We start from the raw sequence: 20,126 nt of genomic DNA on the forward strand, positions 1-20,126 counted from the left end.
GAACAATATAATTTCCAAGTGAAGAATTCTAATTGACTTTTCACTGGCTCTTGTCTTACTTTTTTATCAGCCGCTCAAAAGCGACTTCATTAATTTATCATATCTCACTTCGTTATGTCAATAACTTTTTTTAATTTCTTTTTTTCGTTGTTGACTCTCTCGAAGAGGACAGGAATTAATATAACATGATAAATAAATGTTTGCAATATAATTTTAAAAGTTTTTTCAAAATGTATTTTTCTTAGTTTCATTATCATCTATATTAGTCCTGCCCTAATATATCCTTTTATTACTTCTTTCACCCAGACAAAAAGCAAGACGCCGGCAATTGGTATTAATTAAAAGAGTGAGTAAACTCATAAAATAAACAACAATTGTATATGTAATAAGAGATAGCCTTTTTCGAACATTTTAATTGAATAATAAATAAGCTGTTATTAACGCACATACATGAAGGGCAAGTCACTCACCAATTAGGGGGTTCCACTGATTAGGAATTAATTTAAAAAAAGCTTCAGTTAACCTACTCTTTTATAATGGACGTGAATAGATATGAGCAGTATTGATATGAATATTTTAATTAAGTTGGGAATATCAGCTGTTTTGGGCCTTATCATTGGTCTTGAACGTGAATTAAAAAGAAAGCCAGTGGGACTTAAAACAAGTCTTGTTATCTCCGTGGTTAGTTGTTTGCTGACGATTGTATCTATTCAGTCTGCCTACATGTTTCCTAATTCGGATAATGTCAAAATTACGATGGACCCTCTTCGGCTGGCAGCACAGATTGTCTCAGGGATTGGCTTTTTAGGCGCCGGGGTCATATTGAGAAGAGGGAATGACAGTATTTCCGGTTTAACGACTGCCGCTATGATTTGGGGGGCTGCTGGTATTGGAATTGCCGTAGGGGCCGGTTTTTTCATTGAGGCGTTCGCAGGTGTTTTCTTACTAATTATCAGTGTAGAATTCATCCCTTTTTTAATGAAACTTATTGGGCCTAAGCAATTACGAGAAAAAGAAATTATGCTTCAACTATTTATTAGGGATCAATCGCAGATTGATACAGCAATTTCTTTTTTATTAGAAAAAAAGTATATCGTCCGCAGACTAAAAATAAAGGATTTAGATAATGGGGATCATCTTGTTCAAATATTAGTGGCCGTTGATTATCGTGAAAAGACGACTGAAGTTTATGCATCTGTTTCGAATTTAGACGGAGTAAACAAGGTTGAAATAGAAAGTATTGGTTAAGGACGAAATATTTTTTCCCTTTCTTCAAATTTTCTCTTGCAAGAATTTTATTTTGCAGATATAATTTTTCTTGTACCACTCATATTGGGGGATTAGCTCAGCTGGGAGAGCGTTTGGCTGGCAGCCAAAAGGTCAGGGGTTCGAGCCCCCTATTCTCCATACGAAATAATGATTGAATAAAAGACCCGTCATATATAAATGATGGGTCTTTTTTCGTTTTTTTTCTTCTCTAAATTACATTTTGTCTATTATTAACCCAACCTAATTAACTCCGTCGGGAAGGTTGTAAGTACTTTTGCTTCTCCATCTTCTCCGATATATATATTTTCTTCAATACGGACGCCACCGAATCCAGGAATATAAATACCTGGTTCAATAGTAAACAAAAATCCCGGCTCTAAAGTTAATTCATTTTTTTCATGAATTGACGGTTCTTCATGTACTTCCATGCCTAAGCCATGTCCCACGCGGTTATTATAATACTGACCATAACCATTCGCTTTAATCACATTACGGGCAGCAATATCCACACTTCCGGCCAAAACACCGGCTTTCGCTGCAATAACTCCTTCACTTGTAGCTTCTCGGACGATCTCAAAAATTCTTCTCTGTTCAACTGTTTCTTCGCCTATTACGAAGGTGCGCGTAATGTCTGAACAATATCCATCAACAATCACACCCATATCAATTAATAAGAATTCACCGTTGTTAATGTTCTTTCCATCAGGGCTTCCGTGTGGTAACGATGATTTTGCTCCTGATAATACCGTCGTAGGAAACGCAGGACCTTCTGCACCGAACTTTCTCATTAAATATTCAAATTCAGCTGTTAATTCTAGTTCTGTCATGCCTTTTTTAAAATTTTTAATTCCTTCGCTTAATACTTTTTCAATCACTAGAACCGCATTTTGGACCTTCTTGCACTCTTCAGGGGACTTCCTCATTCGCTGGCCGGAAATAAATTCTCCTACATTTTGATAGCTAAAGCTAGAAAAGAAGTAATTGAGCTGTTCTTGTTGAAATAAACTAACGTTTTTCGTTTCTAAACCTATTGACGTTACACCTTCACCGATTGTATCTTTTAACACTTTATACGGATTTGATTCGTCTGAGATTGGAATAATCCTTTTTACATACGAACTTTTCTCTGCATCCTCTTGATCAAGTGCGGGAACAAATAAATAATTGGTTTCATTGCGCAGATCGATGACTAAAGCCATGAAACGCTCATATGGTTCAGAGTTAAAACCTGTATAGTAAAATACATTCTTAGGAGAATTTACAATTGCCATGTCCACTTGCCGTTCTTTCAAATACTGAACTAAACCATTCAATCTGGTTTGATACTGCTCACTCATAAAAACACTCCTCTATCGATGCGAATATTTGCGCTTACTTACAAGCGAATTCGAGTACCCAGTCCGTTTTGAATCGCTTTTTCGTAAACATATTTTGCTGTTACAATATCAACAACAGCCAGTCCGACTGACTTAAATATGGTTATTTCTTGGTTGCTTTCTCTTCCTCTCCGCTTTCCGCTGACGATTTCCCCTAACTCTGCATAAATATCACTTTCTTTAAAAACTCCCTCGTTAATCGGGATTTGCAAGTCTCCAGTCTCCTCTAAGGCTGCTTCTTTTGATTCCACCACTACTTTATCAGCTGTGGAAATGGCATGTGACGGAAGTTCTTGCATCGTAGGTTTGAATGAACCGATTGCATTCACGTGAACACCTGTTTTTAAAATTTCAGTAAAAACGGGCGCAGAAGAGTTTGTTGCCGTGACGATAATATCCGCTTCACGAACTGCCTCATTTGGGTCTGAATATACTTGAACATTCCTATTGAACTTCTTCGTAATGTATTCAGCAAAATCGGCTGCTTTTTGTCTTGTTCGGTTAGAAACAATAATTCTTTCAATATCCCGCACAGCAAGCACTGCTTCAACCAACCCTTCACTTTGTCCCCCTGTGCCAATAACTGATAATATTTTTGCATCTTGCCTTGCTAAATATTTTGTCGCTACCCCACTTAAGGCACCAGTACGGACCATCGTTAGATAGGACCCTTCCAAAAGTGCAAGCGGCTCTCCTGTTTCAAAGTCTGATAGCATGACAAGTCCGTTTATTGTCTTCTTTCCTATTTTCGGATTATTTGGTGCCACTGTTACAACTTTTATTCCCCATGTGCCAAGCCCTTCAGCTACCGAGGGCATCACTAACGCTGTATTTTGAGAATCATAGAATGGCAACGCCGCTCGGATTGGGGTCACCGTCCTAGACGCCGAAAATTCTTTTAGAGCACTAGCTGCATGTTCAATCACTTCATTCATATCTATTAAACTCTTCTGTTCCTCTGCATTAATCACTAGCATGCTTTCCCATCCCTCCCTGCTTTTCTGGAACTGGGCACTCACTATTGAAAAAGACTTAAGCCAATAAAAACCCTTGTTTCAATGGATCTCTTGGATCGATAACAAACTGGTGGAATCCCGTAATAAATGCCTGGCCGGTAACCCTTGAAACAATCGCTTCAAATTCATCTACCTTTGTCCTTGACAGCACTTCACCAATGAATTGTCCATCGGTAATACATTCATGGACGAAACTCCCGCCTTCTTTTAAAACACCTTGTTCTACTAATGTAGCTAGTCTGGCTGACGTCCCTGTCCCACAAGGGGATCGATCGACCTGCTCATCTGCAAAGATGGTTACATTCCTTAGGTCAGCACCTTCTTTTTTTGGCTCATCGGAAAATATAACACCATATATTCCTTTTAAATCCTCTTCAAGCGGGTGCTTCACTTCCATATTACTTTCAATATATTGTTTGATTTTCGTGCCCCATGTTTGAATCTCGGGTAAATCTTTGAAATTCACTTTAAGACCGAATTCTTTACTATTTACTACTGCATAAAAAGCTCCACCAAAAGCGATGTCGACTTGAAATTCGTATCCTTCAATTTTAACGGGAACATCCTTTTTAAAAACAAAGGAAGGAACATTTTCAAATGAGACAGATTCCACTTGGTTACCATTGTACTTTGCATAAGCAATGACCTCTCCAGCAGGGCTATCAATAACAAATTTTTGTTTACCACCTGTCAAATCGAACATACCCGTTTCTATTCCATATGTTACAACAGCAACGATTCCATGGCCGCACATTGTGCTCCATCCTTCATTATGCATGAACAACACGCCGAAATCGGCATGTGAATTTGCTGGCGGTGTAATGATACAACCGTACATACCATGGTGTCCGCGTGGTTCATACATAAGAACCTCTCGTAAATGATCCAAATGCTCCATGCAGTATGCACGTCTTTCCAATTGGGTGCTGCCTTTTATTTCTGGCAGACCACCGGTAATAATCCGTAATGGTTCACCGTAAACATGCATATCCACTGTCGTGTACATTTTACTGAAATTCATTTTCTTTCCCCCTCTGGATTTTGTATTTTCACGCTTTATAAAAAAATTTTATCTAAAAGTATGAATCTTCATTTGCGTATGTATTATACCCATTTCGTTAATTACCTTTGATTAACACTTTTTACATTTACCGGGGAACTATCCCCGGCACATTCTAACCTTGCTTTTATGCTCTTGAAACGGCCGTTAAGCTCGCTAAAATGTCTTTAAGTTTTTGATCTTCCTCAGGTGTTAACCCTAAACGCGGATAACGGGATGGTCCTCCTGCTTGGCCGTTCAACTCCATCGCACGTTTAACAATTTGCACATATTTCCCTGATCCTTCAAGGAATGTACATAGCGGTAAAATGCTATTATTGAGCACCCATGCCTCTTCTAGCTCACCATTTTGAAAATGGTTGAACATGTCTGTCACGAGCTTTGGTACAATGTTCCCCGCAACGGAAATCCAGCCTGTTGCCCCGACAAAATAGGACTCCATGACCAAATCTTCTGAGCCGCAGAAAACTTCAAAATCGCCTTTTCCATCTCTTGCTAAATCTCGTGCTTTGCGGATATCGCCGCTTGATTCTTTAATATGTGTGACTCTATCACACTCTTTCCCAATTTTAAGCATCAGCTCTGTGCTCATATCGACACCGGATGTAAACGGATTGTTGTAAAGCATAATCGGCACATTCACGGCATTAGAAATTTCTTTAAAGTGGAATAAAATTTCTTCTTCCTTTGGTTTGCAATAGTACGAGTTAATGATCAATGCACAATCAGCACCGTGTGCTTCAGCTTGTTTGGTGTACTCAATGGTTTCTTTCGTTGTTTCAGCAGCTGTTCCAACAATTACTGGAATACGGCCGTTAACTTCCTTCATAACCAATTCAACTATCTGAAACCTTTCTTCTTTTGATAAACTCACGAATTCTCCGGTACTGCCGTTGATCACCATCCCTGCTACGCCTTGATTTACGAAGTAGTTCACATTATTTTTCACTCCGGCCCAGTCAATCTCCTGCGCCTTATTCATGGGTGTAATCAAAACGGGATATGCCCCTTTAATTGATGCCATGTTCATCTCCTCCTCAAAGTTTTTATATCAAATTAGTATTTTTCTGATTTAATAGAATCCATTTTAAAAATTATTTTAATAAAAACCCAGCTGCTAAAGGATCTGTCGGATCTAATACAAATGTTTGTAAACCTGTAATGAAACCACGGCTTGTCACGGTAAACTGATAACCATTCTCTGCTTGTTCAGCAACTTTTGCTGCCAAGCGGCTTTCGAAAATACTTTCATTCACAAGTCCTTGTTCTGAACGCAATGCTCCCTTAGCTAGTAAACTTGTATAACAAGCAAGCGTTGGTCCAAAGCCAGGTGAACGAACGATAAATTGATCCTTTCGGAACGTTATTGATTTAATTCGTCCCACATCTAATGCAGAATCATCTAGTAAAATGGCTGCTTGTACCTGGACCTCTGAATCAAGTGCCTGAAACACCGTACGTGCCCAGCTTTTTAATTCAGATAGATCCTCCACCCGAATCTCTACAGGAAGATTGCGCTTCTCAAACACTGCATAGACTAGGTCCGCTTGCACGAGGGTAAACTTTGTGTTTAAACGTGAATGTGCGAGCGGGACATCTTGTTGGATCACTTGACACGGATCGCTTTCCAGCCTAACTGAAACGACTTCTTCCTCTGCGACGATGGCGGTAACGGAGATCACACCGGTGACCGTTTCGATTTTGTATTCACCTGTTTCATTTGTTTGCAAATGGCCGCATTCTAATAAAGCGGTAATCACGGCAACGATGCCGCCGTAATGAACAGGGACCGTTCCCTCATGGGTAAAAAAGAGTACTGCTGCATCCGCTTCCGGGCTAATCGGCGGAAGGGCAAGGCAGCCATTTAATCCAGCGAACCCACGAGGCTCATTTAATAATAGGTTTTTCTCCTCTTCATACATTTGCGGAAACTTTTCATACAGCTGCTCCAGGCTCTGATAATGGATAAATGGTACATTATGAATAATGCGGAACGCCTCGCCGGCTACATGGACATCTGTTGTTGAATACACTTTTTGAATCTTCATTTCACGTCCTCCGTTTCATGTTCCATCGGGGGAATGAGCAGAAACCCTTCTTTAAGCGGATCTCCTTCATGGTAAAAGAACCGGTGCATGCCCATTAGCCAAGCGGATCCGGCAATTTTTGTCACCACTGCCTCTACACCTTCCACATTAGTAGTTTCAAGGATGGATCCTCGAAATAACGAGCCGACAATACTTTCATGAATAAATTCTTTGCCGAGAGCAATTTTTTGATTGGCATAAAGCACAGCTAGTTTGGCAGACGTGCCGGTTCCACACGGTGAACGATCAATTCCCCCTGGAGGGACAATAACTGTATTTTTCACGTCGGCATCTTTATGTGTTGGATCGGTATAAAATTCAACATGGGTAAGACCGCGAATGAATGGATATTTAGGGTGAACAATCTCTGTATTTTCATTAATCGTGTTTCGGATAGTGATTGCTTTTTCGATAATCAGCGAAGCATTCTCCGGTATTAATTCCAGCCCGACCGATTTAGCATCAATGATCGCGTAAAAATTCCCGCCGTAGGCAATATCTGCATCCACTTGTCCAATCCCTTCGACGTCAAAGGAAACACTTTTTAAAAGAAAAGCAGGAACATTGCAAAAGGACACCTCTTTCGCTTTGCCCCCTTCTACAGCAATTTCTACTTCGACAAGCCCAGCAGGTGTATCCAATTTTACTGAAGTGACTGGCTCTTGAATCGGAATTAGTCCTGACTCCACTAAAGCCGTGCAGACACCAATTGTGTCATGACCGCACATCGGCAAATAGCCTCCTGTTTCTATGTAAATCACACCGATATCTGCTTCCGGATGACAGGGATCCGTGAGCAGCGCTCCAGACATGACATCATGGCCGCGCGGTTCGTTCATTAATAGTTTGCGAATCCAGTCATACTCCTCTTTCATATAAAGCATTTTTTCAGACATCGTTTCTCCCACTAATTCCGGGAGACCGCTAATGACCGTCCTTGTCGGATTCCCGCCTGTATGTGTATCAATCGTTGTAAATACTTTATGTGCCTTCACCTTGTTATCACCCTTTCTTTAAAACGATCAAAACGAAGCGGTTCAATCGGTATCGAAGTTTCTTTTTCATTAATCAGTTCTTCGATAATTTTCCCTGTGACGGCGGCTAAGCTGATTCCATCTCCTTCATGGCCGGCGGCAATGTAATAATTTGGGATATTCTCGACACGGGAAATGATTGGCAAATGGTCTTCTGTCCACGGCCTTAAGCCCGCATACGAACGAATCACCATCATATCCGCCATTTTCGGATAAAAGCGGATGGCGCGATTAGCTATGCATTTGATGACCTCATTGTTTACCTTCGTGTTGAAGCCGACAAATTCCCGGCTGCTTCCAATCAAAAAGTTCTGACTTTCCGTTGGTTCGAAAACAAGGGCCACTCCGTATTTTTCAGTAATTGGGTCGACATGGCGCTGCCCGCCGAATTTAGAAATTAGGTAACCAAACTCCATCACCTTGCGGGATCCGACATGCTGCTGCCTTGAAGCTACGATAATATGTCCTTTTCTAGGTTCGATCGGTATCGAAAGGTCAAGCATCTCTCCGATTCTCGGTGCCCATACCCCAGCTGCATTAACCACATGGTCGGCAGTAAAAACTCCATTTGACGTATCCACAGTGAATGTGCCATTTTCTTCTTTTTTCACTTGTTTTACTTCGGTTTGCTTCCAAGCCTTTGCTCCTTGTTTTTTCGCTTCCTCTAGCAGCGTAAAGGCAAGAAGATAGGGATTGACAGTGGAATCGGTCGCGCATTCCAATCCCCCTAACAAGTCATCTGCAAAGTAGGGAGATTCCTGACGGATATCTTGGCGGTCGAGCATTCTGAATGGAAGGCCGGCTGCTTTCTGACGGTCGACCCAGCGCTTGGCCGCTTCCATTTCTTCATCTGATTCGCAAACAAGAATGCTTCCCGGTGCCCGATATTCAAAAGAGTTTCCTAAATCTTTGCTCCATTCATCAACTAAGCGCTGGCTGAACAAAGACATCTGGCTATCAAAGCCAGGATCTTTATCAATCGCCAAAATATTCCCGTCACAACGGGAAGAGGTGCCGCTGACAAATTCCCCTTTTTCAATGATGGTTACAACTCTGCCATACTTAGAAGCATAATAGGCAATCGAACAGCCAATAATCCCCCCACCAATGACTAAAACGTCGCAATGCCTCACAAAACCTTCCTCCTTTCGTTTGATTATCTACTTCCTAATAATGCAAGTAGTGTGCCAAACAAAAATTCCAAAAGTGGATACCCAATAGTAAAAATATTTTAAATATTCCATATTGTTGTGTATAATTATTTTTACAGTGTTCATAAATTTTTACACATATGGAGGTTATTATGGCATTTTTATTACCACCGGTGAGAGTTATGATAAATCATAATCTAAAGAAGGCATCGATTGAAAAACACATGATTGAACAGAAAAATGGAGAATTTTTTTTTCGACTTTCAGAAAAGACAGCAGCCATTCCCTGCAAAGTTATCAAGGAGGATGATTCCTTCGATACCCTGATTCAGTCTTTTAGCGGTCATTCCGTGGTGGTTATTCTTGATAAAAACGACCTTTCTCTCGGCTTTATAACCGCTCAACAAATGGTCGGTTTCCTTCATAACGCCTACAAACAATTGGAGGCATTTTATGAAACAGTCATTCAAACGACTGATTCTTCCATTACTGTCATTGATGAAACTGCACGGGTACGCACTTGGACTGAAGGTGCTGAAAAAATTTTCTCCGTCAAAAAACAAGAGATTATCGGTCAACATATTTCTGATTTTTTTGACCCTAATAAACTGGAAATCTTACAAACACTGTATAAGGGAAAAAAAATTACTGGACATTACCATCAGCCCCGTTCTGATCTTTTTGTTTTAATTAACTCTAACCCGATTTACTTTAACAACCGGATTATCGGCGCAGTTGTTTCAGAAACAGATGTTACAAATCAAGTCGTACTCAACGAAAAATTATTTAACATGTCCACCGAAGTCCACCGTTTAGAGCAAGAAGTGGCAAAATACAAGGATTCTTCCGATCCGTTTCATTCCATCAAAGGGAACAGTCCTACTATTCAAAGAACGATCCATTTGGCAAGAAAAGTGTGTTCGGTTAAATCAACGGTGCTAATTTTAGGCGAAAGCGGTGTTGGAAAAGAAGTATTTGCCAAGGCCATTCATGATGCTAGCGAGAAGCCGAAAGCTCCCTTTATTTCTATTAATTGCGGTGCTATCCCCCCTTCTTTATTTGAAAGTGAGCTGTTTGGATATGAGCGCGGCGCCTTCTCCGGTGCGGACGTGAAGGGAAAAAAGGGGAAAATCGAACTAGCAAAAGGAGGAACTTTATTCCTTGATGAAGTAGGAGAAATGCCGCTTGAAATGCAGGTAAAGCTACTGCGAGTGTTGCAGGAGCGGAAATATTACCGTGTCGGTGGAGAAAAGGAAATCATTGCCGACTTTCGTGTGATCGCTGCTACGAACCGTGATTTGCATGAATTAATGAGCAAAGGCCGGTTTCGCGAAGATTTATATTATCGCTTAAACGTCGTTAGTCTCCACATCCCCCCGCTAAGAGAGCGGCACGAAGATATTTTTGAATTGACGCATTATTTTTTAAATGATTTTTCACAACGGTATCAACGGCCAATTTATGAATTTTCTCCAGATGTCATGCAGGAACTGCTCCGTTATCATTGGCCAGGTAATATTCGTGAACTTCGCAATATTGCTGAACGGCTCGTTGTCTTTGCAACTGATGGAGTAATAAAAAAAGATTATTTACCGTTTTCCGCAGGCAGTGTCGGCCTTGAAACCAACAGGATGATCTCACCCAATGCCTCCCAAGAAATAGATGACACCATTTTATCGCTGCAGGAAGAAATGGATCAGCACGAGAAAAAAGTTATTGAAAGAGCGTTACGAATTGTTGACGGGAACAAATTGGAATGTGCTAAACATCTTGGCATCACGAGGGCCACTTTATACAACCGATTGAAACGTCTTGGGTTACAGTGAAACTTCAATCAGTGGGGGGTCCATCCCCCACTGATTGTTAGTTGAACCAATCGGACTTTTACGGGCAGTTGATCCCCCAATTATCCTTATTTGTTTACTCAAATTTTTGAAGTGGGGGTCTTACTGCCCGTTAATGCGGGATAAAATAATTCCCTCCCCCTCTAAGTTGGTACGATTATTGCATAATAAATTTATATAAGAAAAATTAGAGGAGGAAATATCATGGCCAACATGGGGGAAATTGTTATTTGCCGTTGTGAAGAAGTTACATATGGACAACTTCAAGCGACAGCGGAAGAACATAAATGCACAGCGAGAGAATTAAAATTAAGAACGAGGGCGGGCATGGGCTTTTGCGGCGGTCGTACTTGCAGGCCCTCATTGGACAGAATCCTGGAAAGTGTCATTCCTAACATTGCTCCAGGTGAAATTCCGTTAAAATATCAGCCCCCAATCCGACCGGTGACATTTGGAACGGTAGGTGAAAATCAATGACCCGAATAATAGACCATCCAATCTTAGGGAAACTAGCTGACCGGGAGATCATTACCTTTCAGTTTGATGGCAATACATATGAGGCATATGAAAATGAAACGATTGCTGCCGCACTTTTAGCAAATGGGATTAGAAAACTGCGGGTTCATGAAGGATCCGGGACACCTCGGGGGATTTATTGCAATATCGGCCACTGCATGGAATGCCGTGTAACGGTTAATGATCAAGCGAACGTAAGAGCATGTTTAACAGTAGTGAATAAAAACATGATTGTTGAAAGCGGCAAGCAGCATCCCAACATTTTCAAAAGGATGGTGGAGCAGCGATGAGTGATGTAATCGTGATCGGCGGTGGACCGGCAGGATTGGCGGGTGCCATTGCCTGTGCCAGTTCGGGGCTTAATGTAACCATCGTTGATGAATTTATCAAGCCCGGCGGCAGATTACTCGGGCAGCTTCATCAAGAACCTTCCGGTGAATGGTGGAATGGAATCAAAGAATCAGAACGCCTTCATCAGGAAGCAAGAAAGTTATCAGTCGACATCCGATGCGGGGTATCTGTTTACAATTTAGAAAAAGAAAATCATCTTTGGAATGTATACACAAATTCAGGAACCCTGACTGCGCCTTTTGTGTTAGTGGCAACGGGTGCAGCTGAATATCCAATCCCTCTCCCCGGCTGGACACTTCCCGGTGTGATGTCGATTGGGGCTGCTCAAGTAATGACGAATGTTCACCGCGTCCAAGTTGGTAAAAAAGGAATCATTATCGGGGCGAATATTTTAGCCTTTGCGATATTGAATGAATTACAACTGGCCGGAATAACAGTCGATCGCATCGTTCTACCTGAAAGAAACCAGATCAGTCAAAAAGCCGGCGAGCCAGAAGAAGTCATGAAATCACTCTTAAATGCAGCCCACCTTGCCCCATCACCGCTTTTACGGTTTGGAAGCCGTTTCATGAGAAGAGACTGGATAAGAAAAATCGGGTTGAATTTTTATCCTAAAAATGGCGTGAAGGTAAATGGTACACCGCTCCAACTTCGCAAAGCAGCCATTGAAATCATCGGTAAGGATCACGTGGAAGGGGTCCGAATAGCCGATATTGACGCGAATGGTACGATTATTGCTGGTTCTGAAACGATTTACGAAGCAGACTTCGTTTGTATCGCAGGGGGCTTGTACCCGCTTGCAGAACTGACCGCCGTCGCCGGATGCCCGTTTCAATACATTCCGGAACTTGGCGGACATGTTCCCCATCATTCAGAAACGATGGAAACCCCTCTTGAAGGGCTTTTTGTTGCAGGCAATATTACCGGTATTGAGAGCGGAAAAATTGCCATGGCCCAAGGAACAACCGCAGGCCTATCCATCGCCAAACACGTCGGAAAAGGAGCAGGCACCATCGACGAGCAGCTACAGCAAGCTGTAAAAAACGTCCGTACCGTAAGGCAGCATGCTGCTATCCAATTCAATCCTGAAATCAACAGTGGAAGAAGCAAAATGAATCAACTTTGGGATGATCTTTATGCAAATAATAATCGCGAAGATTCCCCAAAGAAGATCGTTTAAAAAATAACTAGAAGCACTTGTTTTTTGTCACTTTTATAGAAAAAGGCCACATTCTAAAATACCCAGTTACTGAAATTATTGTCAGAAAATTATATACTTTCAGAAATAAATCGATTAATATATTTCATGAAGATGACAACTATGATTTCACTCCATAAAACTAATGAACTAAAAGGGCAACGTTTAATTGAAGGTTTTCTATTCACACTGGATTTAGCAGTGAACCCTCTTTTTTTTAGAAAGCCCTTTCATTAAGGAGGTGATTTACTAGTAAATCGTTATGCATTTGTAGGAGCCAGGTAAAAAAGTGCCATTTTAAAAAAGTAATCAAGGGGGATGAAAATGAGAAAACATTTCATGATCACATTAGGTTTTGTGCTTGTCCTGTCACTTTTTTTAAGCGCTTGTTCCAGTAAAACTGGATCAGGTGATAGTGCAAGCGGGGATGAGATTTTAGTGGGGGTCCTTTTGCCTGTCACAGGAAATAACGCAACAGACGGGAAAGACATGTTGAATGCTATGAAAATGGCAGTTGAAAAGATTAATAGCGACGGCGGAGTTTTGAAGAAGAAAATTAAACTGGAAGTGGCAGATGATGGCTGTGACCCGCAAATGGCCACTACCGCAGCTAACAAGCTAGTTTCTAAGAAAGTAGTTGCCATTGTCGGTGGTTATTGCTCGGGCTCGACATTGCCGGCATCAGGTGTTTTCCATAATGCAAACATCCCGATGATTGTAGCTGCAGCCAATTCATCAGAATTACCTAAACAAGGGTATGACACTTTATTTTTAATAAACGGACTTGTCCCTGACCAGGCTAAATCAGGAGCAGATTATTTTAAGGATAAAGGTGCTAAAAACATTGCGATTATCCATGATAACTCCGCCTACGCGAAGGATTTAGCGGATTTCGCCAAAAAATCAGTTGAAGAAAATGGCGGAAAGGTCATTGCCTTCGAAGCCATTAATCCCGAAGAAAAAGATTTTGGATCACTGATGACAAAGTTAAAGTCACTCAAACCTGACGGAACCTATTTTACAGGGTATTATGCAGCCGGCGGCCTTATGCTTAAGCAATTTAAGCAAAAGGGTGTTTCAGGTTCATTTATGGTCGGTGATGGAAGTTATTCACCGGATATTATTGATATTGCCGGGTCTGAAGAAGCGAATGATCTGTTAGTAACCGCAACACCAACAGCTAATTTTATCCCGGGTGCTGAAGAATTTGTTAAAAATTATAAAAGTAAATACAATAACTTGTCCCCTGGTCCATTTTCCGCCCTTTCTTACAATGGGATGAACCTTTTGGTTGATGCCCTAAAAAGAGCGAATTCCACGGACCAGGATAAGATTAAAAAGGCATTAAAAGAGACAAAAGCATTTGAAGGAATTGGACAAGTAATAGAATTTAGTGACAAAAATACATTAAATCAATCAAACTTCCATGTGATGAAGGTAGTTGGTGGAAAATTTACTTTAGAAAAATAGAGTAGATCACTCGTTGGAGCCGTTTAAATACAGCTCCAACGATATTCATTCTTTTACAAGCAAATACAGCGGAAGAGAGTGATAAAATAATGGATGTTTTTTTACAAATATTTTTTGATGGACTTGTTATGGGTGCTTTTTACAGTTTAATTGCTTTAGGATATACGATGGTATACGGGATTATCAAACTGCTAAACTTTGCCCATGGTGATTTTTATATGCTCGGTGCTTTTATAGGCTATGCACTACTCTCCTTTTTTACTGGAGACGGCGGGCTAAATACCGGCTTACTAGGTATTGGAGCTGTTTTTATCGTCACCATGATTATTGTTGGCCTCGCCGGAATGGGTGTGGAAAGAATTGCTTATCGTCCCCTGCTCACGGCCCCAAGACTTTCAATCCTTATTACCGCAATTGGAGTCTCATTATCATTAGAGTATGCTTCCATGATTGGCTGGGGAGCTTCTTATAAGGTATACCCGATCAAATTACCTAAAAATGGATTAGAGATTATCGGTGCGCAAATCTCGTTTGCTCAAATCGGGTTGATTGTCCTATCTGCCCTTTTGATGATTGGGCTTCGACTTTTTATTGAAAAAACCATATATGGGAAGGCAATGCGTGCTATCGCCTTGGATCAGGCAGCTTGCAGCTTAATGGGGATAAATGTTTATCGCATTATTTCTCTTACCTTCTTTATCGGTGCCTTTTTGGCTGCAGGAGCAGGAATCATGTCGGGAGTTTATTACGGAACCATTAATTTTATGATGGGCTTCATCATTGGATTGAAAGCGTTCACAGCTGCTGTTTTAGGTGGGATTGGAAATATTACCGGTGCCATGATAGGCGGTATAGTCCTTGGGATTGTTGAATCCTATGGTACATATTACTTGGGTGGTTCGTGGAAGGATGTATTAGCGTTCGGGATTCTCATTTTATTTTTAGTATTTAAACCGACTGGAATACTTGGTGCAAAAGAAATGGAGCGGATGTAAATATGAAAAAGTATAAGAAGCATTCCCTCTTGCTGCTAGTCCTTGCCATGTTCCTTCTCCCATTTCTACTGGATATCTATTGGCTGGATGTCATAACACTCGTTCTATTTTATGTCGTGCTCACACAAGGATTAAATATAGTAGTCGGCTATACAGGCCTGCTCGACTTGGGCTATGCCGCATTCTTTGCCGTTGGTGCCTATACGACAGCGATATTAATGACCACTTTCCATTGGTCCTTCTGGTTAACACTTCCTGTCGCTGCACTGTTTGCTGCCATAGCTGGGATCATTGTTGGCACACCAACACTAAGACTAAGAAGTGATTATTTGGCCATTGTTACCCTTGGCTTCGGTGAAATCGTGCGAATATTAGCGATAAATTTAGATATTACAGGATCAGCATCAGGGATTTATGGAATTCCTAGACCAACCATCGGCAGTTACGTGCTGTCATCGCAACAAGATTTTTATTATTTAATTTTGATTATCGCCATCCTATCTGTTTTGGTTGTCTATCGATTAGGTCATTCTAGAATTGGTCGCGCATGGGTATATATTCGCGAAGATGAAGACGCCGCTGAAGCGATGGGAATCAACCGCATTCGCCTTAAATTATTATCCTATGCAACAGGCGCTGTCATTGGCAGTTTAGCCGGATCAATATTTGCAGTAAAAATGAGTGCCATCGCTCCATTAAGTTTTAGTTTCCTGCAATCTGTTATGATTCTCCTTGCGGTTGTATTAGGAGGGCTAGGCAGTATTCCAGGGGTTGTTATCGGTGCAGCATTGGTCATTGTCCTTCCAGAAGTCCTGCGCGGGGCAGAAGATTGGCGTTATTTAATATTCGGTGTGGCCTTAGTCATTATGATGATATTCCGTCCTCAAGGGATCTTACCGAAAAAATATGAAACAGAGGATCGTTCCGACCCTGAAGAGGAAACGAATGATAAAAACCACTCGATATCTGTTTAATTTTATCTATTAACTCCATAGGGGGTATCGCATGTCTATTTTAACTGTGAAGAATCTAAAACTTCAATTCGGAGGATTACTAGCCGTTAATGATTTATCTTTTACTGTCGAAAAAAACTCCATATCCAGTATAATCGGTCCAAATGGTGCCGGAAAAACATCGGTGTTTAACATGATTACTGGATTTTATCGACCAACTAGCGGGGAAATTGAATTAGATGGTACTAGTTTGGTAAATAAAAAACCTAGTCAAATAACAAAATTAGGAATGGCCCGTACCTTTCAGAACCTTCGTTTATTTCCTAACCTTTCCGCATTAGATAATGTCAAGTCAGGGATGCATTGCCGAACGAAAGAAGCAGTCTGGGGGGCATTATTCCATACAAAGAGCCAAAAGGAAGAAGAAAGATTAATAGAGGAAGTGGCACAAGAGTGCATTGATTTTGTAGGGGTACGCAAATATATGCAGCGATCTGCAAAAAATTTGCCGTATGGTGCACAACGATATTTGGAAATTGCCCGTGCCTTAGCCACAAAGCCAAAAATTTTACTTCTTGATGAGCCGGCTGCAGGCTTGAATTTTGAAGAAAAGCAATACTTGATTCAGCTTATTCGGCGTATTCGCGATGAATTCCATATTACTGTGCTAATGATCGAACATGATATGGGATTAATCAAGGAAATCTCTGAACATATCACCGTCATTGATTATGGCTGTAAGATTGCTGAAGGAACCCCTAATGAGGTGCTGAACAACGAAAAGGTAATCGAGGCATACTTGGGAAAGGAGGAGGTAATTTGAAATCCCTGTTAAAACTTACGAATGTAAATTCCTACTATGGAAAAATTCGCGCGTTAAATAATCTGAGTTTGGAAATAAACGAAGGAGAAATAGTCGCCTTGCTTGGCAGCAACGGAGCGGGTAAAAGTACGACCCTTAAAACAATTTCCGGTCTTATTAAACCAAAATCTGGAGAAATAGAATGGAACGGGCGAAGTATGGTTGGTGTCCCCCCTCATAAAATCGTTGAATCAGGGATTATTCATGTACCTGAAGGCAGACGAATTTTCGGTGGGTTAACCATCACAGAGAACCTGGAATTAGGCGCCTTTACCTTCAGAAAGGACAAGAAATGGGTGAAAGAAGGAATCGAACGCTCATTTGATCTGTTCCCTCGATTAAAGGAACGGGCGAAACAGCCAGCCGGTACACTTAGCGGCGGTGAACAGCAAATGCTTGCCATCAGCCGCGGTCTCATGGGCGACCCGAAGCTTCTGATGCTGGATGAGCCCTCGATGGGACTGGCCCCTATCATTGTTCAAGAGATTATGAGAATTATCAAGGAGATCAACAAACAAGGAACAACCATTTTGTTAATCGAGCAAAATGCAAAATCCGCATTGCGCTTGGCAAACAGAGGATATTTAATTGAAATAGGAAATATAATCATGCACGATACAGCCGAAGTATTACGTGAGGATGATAAGATTATTAAAGCTTATTTAGGTGCTTAACGGAAGCTTTGATTTTTTTAAAAAAATTGTCTTCTTTTAGTCCACCCGAAAGTATCATTGAAAGACAAGAAAAACAGCACAAGCATTAAGTGCTGTTTTTCTGTTTTATTTGCGCTTTAGTATAAATAAATTTTTAGGTAAAAATCCCTCTTGCGTCTTAAATATAATTAAAACTATAATAATAAATATAATAATTCACAAAATTTAGAAAAAATATCAATTTAAGGAGGTGATAGCTCAAGTTATTATTTGGTATCCTCTAGAGATTTATCTTGCCGCATTATTTTTCTTCATCCTATGACCATTCAGCATTGCCTTTTATTTTGACCTCAAATTTGAACAAAGGTTTTTATTGCGAGAGGGGGCGCTTCCATTGGAGGCACGGGAAATTAAAGTTAATTCTGAAAGCGATTACAGTTCTATTGTTCAATCACCATCGTTTCAACAGTTACTCTCCGAAAAGAAAAAGTTTATCATCCCGATCACTATTTTCTTTTTTTGTTTTTATTTTGCACTGCCTATCTTAACCTCCTATTCAACCGTGTTAAATCACAAGTTTATCGGCAGCATTACATGGGCATGGGTTTTTGCCTTCTTACAATTTGTCATGACATGGGTATTGTGTATGCTTTACTCCAAAAAGGCAGCCAGATTTGATAAATTAGCGAATACGGTTATCCAAGAAGGGAGAAATAACTGATGAATACTCCCGCTTTTATCATGTTTCTTGGAATCGTTTTTGTAACGTTAATCATTACATATTACGCTTCTAAAAAAACAAAAAATGCAAGTGAATTTTATACGGCAGGCGGTGGGTTGACCGGCTGGCAAAATGGACTGGCTATCGCCGGTGATTATATGTCCGCTGCCTCTTTCCTAGGAATTGCCGGGGCGGTCGCCTTAACGGGTTTTGATGGATTCTTTTATAGTATTGGTTTCCTTGTTGCCTATCTAGTTGTTCTTTATTTAGTAGCTGAACCACTTAGAAACCTTGGAAAATATACCTTTGCGGATATGATTGCAGCAAGATTTGATGCAAAAAAAGTACGTGGATTTGCTGCGATGAACACCGTTACAATTTCTATTTTTTATATGATTGCTCAACTTGTTGGGGCTGGTGCACTAATCAAATTATTATTAGGTTTAAGCTATACTACATCCGTTTTAATCGTTGGGGTTTTGATGACCGTTTATGTTATTTTTGGAGGAATGCATGCAACAAGCTGGGTGCAAATCATAAAAGCAGTCCTTTTAATGGGCGGTACCTTAGTCATCTCGCTGATTGTTTTTTCCAAATTCAACTGGAGTATTACCGACATGTTTGCCCAAATGAAAACGGCAACACCTCTAAAAGAATCATTTTTAAATCCAGGCGTAAAATACAACGATGGTCTTGATACGATTTCGTTAAACATGGGACTTGTGCTTGGAACCGCCGGGCTTCCCCACATTCTTGTCCGTTTCTTTACGGTAAAGGATGCGAAAACAGCACGTTCATCTGTTGTTTATGCCACATGGGTAATCGGCATATTCTATGTAATGACAATCTTCCTTGGCTTCGGTGCAGCGGCGTTTGTGGGTAACAGCACGATTATCGCAGCAAATCCTGCCGGAAATATGGCGGCACCACTGTTAGCAAAAGCGCTCGGAGGCAACATGCTGTTTGCCTTTATTTCAGCAGTAGCCTTTGCAACCATTCTAGCCGTTGTGGCAGGGCTTGTTCTGACGGCAGCATCTGCGTTTGCCCATGATTTCTATAATGTCATTTTAAGAAAAGGAAAAGCAACAGAAAAGCAGCAGGTTAGTATGGCACGCTGGGCCGCGGTAGGTGTTTCTGTTATTTCTATTATTCTTGCATTAGGGGCGCAAACACTTAATGTCGCCTTCCTTGTTTCATTAGCCTTTGCAGTAGCCGCAAGTGCAAACCTGCCAGTCATTCTATACACGATTTACTGGAAACGCTTTAATACAACAGGTGCCATTTGGGCGATGGTGGTTGGGCTCATTTCAGCAATCGGATTAGTTCTCATCGGCCCAAGTGTGATCAGTCCGGAAGCCGGAAAGGCTATTTTTACAGGTAAACCTATCTTCCCATATACAACACCAGGGATTGTTTCCATACCGCTTGGATTCCTTGCAGGTTACCTAGGAACAATCTTCTCCAGCCAAAAAGCGGATGTAAAAAAATATGAGGAAGTATTGGTTAAATCGAATACTGGAATTGGGATTAATGGATAAGTAAGCGGATGGGACTGAAATTAATTTCAGTC

19 protein-coding genes and 1 tRNA gene are annotated in these 20,126 nt (G+C 41.0%); 13 read left to right on the forward strand and 7 right to left on the reverse strand.

Features of this window, described 5'->3' with window-relative positions; genetic code table 11:
• The first annotated feature begins 552 nt into the window (after nt 1-552).
• Nucleotides 553-1,248, forward strand: a complete 696-nt coding sequence (locus BSO02S_RS12615) for an MgtC/SapB family protein (protein ID WP_066067445.1) — start codon at nt 553-555, stop codon at nt 1,246-1,248.
• Nucleotides 1,249-1,334: 86 nt separating this feature from the next.
• Nucleotides 1,335-1,407: transfer RNA gene (locus tag BSO02S_RS12620), tRNA-Ala, on the forward strand.
• Nucleotides 1,408-1,499: 92 nt separating this feature from the next.
• Here BSO02S_RS12620 and BSO02S_RS12625 read toward each other — a convergent pair.
• The 7 genes from BSO02S_RS12625 to BSO02S_RS12655 all read right to left on the reverse strand — a co-directional run bounded on the left by BSO02S_RS12625 (nt 1,500) and on the right by BSO02S_RS12655 (nt 8,975).
• Entirely contained in the window at nt 1,500-2,606 is a 1,107-nt protein-coding gene (locus tag BSO02S_RS12625; RefSeq protein ID WP_066067448.1) for a M24 family metallopeptidase, read from the reverse strand.
• Between the two features lie 38 nt (nt 2,607-2,644).
• Nucleotides 2,645-3,622 (reverse strand): ornithine cyclodeaminase family protein, encoded by a 978-nt coding sequence (locus tag BSO02S_RS12630; RefSeq protein WP_066067451.1) that lies wholly within the window; start codon nt 3,620-3,622, stop codon nt 2,645-2,647.
• 55 nt (nt 3,623-3,677) lie between these two features.
• Entirely contained in the window at nt 3,678-4,682 is a 1,005-nt protein-coding gene (locus BSO02S_RS12635; protein WP_066067453.1) for a proline racemase family protein, read from the reverse strand.
• A 166-nt stretch (nt 4,683-4,848) separates the two neighbouring features.
• Nucleotides 4,849-5,745: a 4-hydroxy-tetrahydrodipicolinate synthase gene (gene dapA / locus BSO02S_RS12640; protein ID WP_066067456.1), complete on the reverse strand. Its 897-nt coding sequence runs from the start codon at nt 5,743-5,745 to the stop codon at nt 4,849-4,851.
• Nucleotides 5,746-5,815: 70 nt separating this feature from the next.
• Nucleotides 5,816-6,769 carry a proline racemase family protein gene (locus BSO02S_RS12645; protein WP_066067457.1) on the reverse strand — a complete coding sequence of 318 codons (954 nt, stop codon included), beginning with the start codon at nt 6,767-6,769 and terminating at the stop codon, nt 5,816-5,818.
• The gene (locus BSO02S_RS12650) at nt 6,766-7,803 is read right to left on the reverse strand and encodes a proline racemase family protein (RefSeq protein WP_066067460.1); all 1,038 of its coding nucleotides are present in this window, start codon (nt 7,801-7,803) and stop codon (nt 6,766-6,768) included. The genes BSO02S_RS12645 and BSO02S_RS12650 overlap by 4 nt, the downstream gene beginning before the upstream one ends.
• A complete protein-coding gene (locus tag BSO02S_RS12655; RefSeq protein ID WP_066067463.1) occupies nt 7,800-8,975 on the reverse strand; it encodes an NAD(P)/FAD-dependent oxidoreductase in 1,176 nt (391 codons plus the stop codon). The genes BSO02S_RS12650 and BSO02S_RS12655 overlap by 4 nt, the downstream gene beginning before the upstream one ends.
• A gap of 170 nt (nt 8,976-9,145) precedes the next feature.
• Between BSO02S_RS12655 and BSO02S_RS12660 the strand changes: the two genes are divergently transcribed.
• The 11 genes from BSO02S_RS12660 (at nt 9,146) to BSO02S_RS12710 (ending at nt 20,094) form a co-directional block, all read left to right on the forward strand.
• Entirely contained in the window at nt 9,146-10,819 is a 1,674-nt protein-coding gene (locus tag BSO02S_RS12660; RefSeq protein WP_066067465.1) for a sigma-54 interaction domain-containing protein, read from the forward strand.
• A 222-nt stretch (nt 10,820-11,041) separates the two neighbouring features.
• A complete protein-coding gene (locus BSO02S_RS12665) occupies nt 11,042-11,314 on the forward strand; it encodes a (2Fe-2S)-binding protein (protein WP_066067467.1) in 273 nt (90 codons plus the stop codon).
• Complete coding sequence (locus BSO02S_RS12670) at nt 11,311-11,643, forward strand: (2Fe-2S)-binding protein (protein ID WP_066067470.1); 333 nt, start codon at nt 11,311-11,313, stop codon at nt 11,641-11,643. Before BSO02S_RS12665 ends, BSO02S_RS12670 begins: the two co-directional genes overlap by 4 nt.
• A complete protein-coding gene (locus BSO02S_RS12675) occupies nt 11,640-12,884 on the forward strand; it encodes an NAD(P)/FAD-dependent oxidoreductase (protein WP_066067473.1) in 1,245 nt (414 codons plus the stop codon). The genes BSO02S_RS12670 and BSO02S_RS12675 overlap by 4 nt, the downstream gene beginning before the upstream one ends.
• 342 nt (nt 12,885-13,226) lie before the next feature.
• On the forward strand, nt 13,227-14,372 hold the full coding sequence (locus tag BSO02S_RS12680; RefSeq protein WP_066067474.1) for a branched-chain amino acid ABC transporter substrate-binding protein: 1,146 nt from the start codon (nt 13,227-13,229) through the stop codon (nt 14,370-14,372).
• 89 nt (nt 14,373-14,461) lie between these two features.
• Nucleotides 14,462-15,367, forward strand: a complete 906-nt coding sequence (locus BSO02S_RS12685) for a branched-chain amino acid ABC transporter permease (RefSeq protein ID WP_066067477.1) — start codon at nt 14,462-14,464, stop codon at nt 15,365-15,367.
• Nucleotides 15,368-15,369: 2 nt separating this feature from the next.
• Complete coding sequence (locus BSO02S_RS12690) at nt 15,370-16,341, forward strand: branched-chain amino acid ABC transporter permease (protein WP_066067480.1); 972 nt, start codon at nt 15,370-15,372, stop codon at nt 16,339-16,341.
• Nucleotides 16,342-16,372: 31 nt separating this feature from the next.
• Nucleotides 16,373-17,143, forward strand: coding sequence for an ABC transporter ATP-binding protein (locus BSO02S_RS12695; RefSeq protein WP_066067483.1), 771 nt, complete (start codon nt 16,373-16,375; stop codon nt 17,141-17,143).
• A complete protein-coding gene (locus BSO02S_RS12700; RefSeq protein ID WP_066067486.1) occupies nt 17,140-17,856 on the forward strand; it encodes an ABC transporter ATP-binding protein in 717 nt (238 codons plus the stop codon). Before BSO02S_RS12695 ends, BSO02S_RS12700 begins: the two co-directional genes overlap by 4 nt.
• Nucleotides 17,857-18,229: 373 nt before the next feature.
• On the forward strand, nt 18,230-18,556 hold the full coding sequence (locus BSO02S_RS12705; RefSeq protein ID WP_084375009.1) for a DUF485 domain-containing protein: 327 nt from the start codon (nt 18,230-18,232) through the stop codon (nt 18,554-18,556).
• Nucleotides 18,556-20,094 carry a solute symporter family protein gene (locus BSO02S_RS12710; RefSeq protein WP_066067492.1) on the forward strand — a complete coding sequence of 513 codons (1,539 nt, stop codon included), beginning with the start codon at nt 18,556-18,558 and terminating at the stop codon, nt 20,092-20,094. Before BSO02S_RS12705 ends, BSO02S_RS12710 begins: the two co-directional genes overlap by 1 nt.
• The last annotated feature ends 32 nt before the right edge of the window (nt 20,095-20,126 follow it).

This window comes from Neobacillus soli NBRC 102451 (assembly GCF_001591665.1).
Lineage (GTDB): Bacteria > Bacillota > Bacilli > Bacillales > Cytobacillaceae > Neobacillus > Neobacillus soli.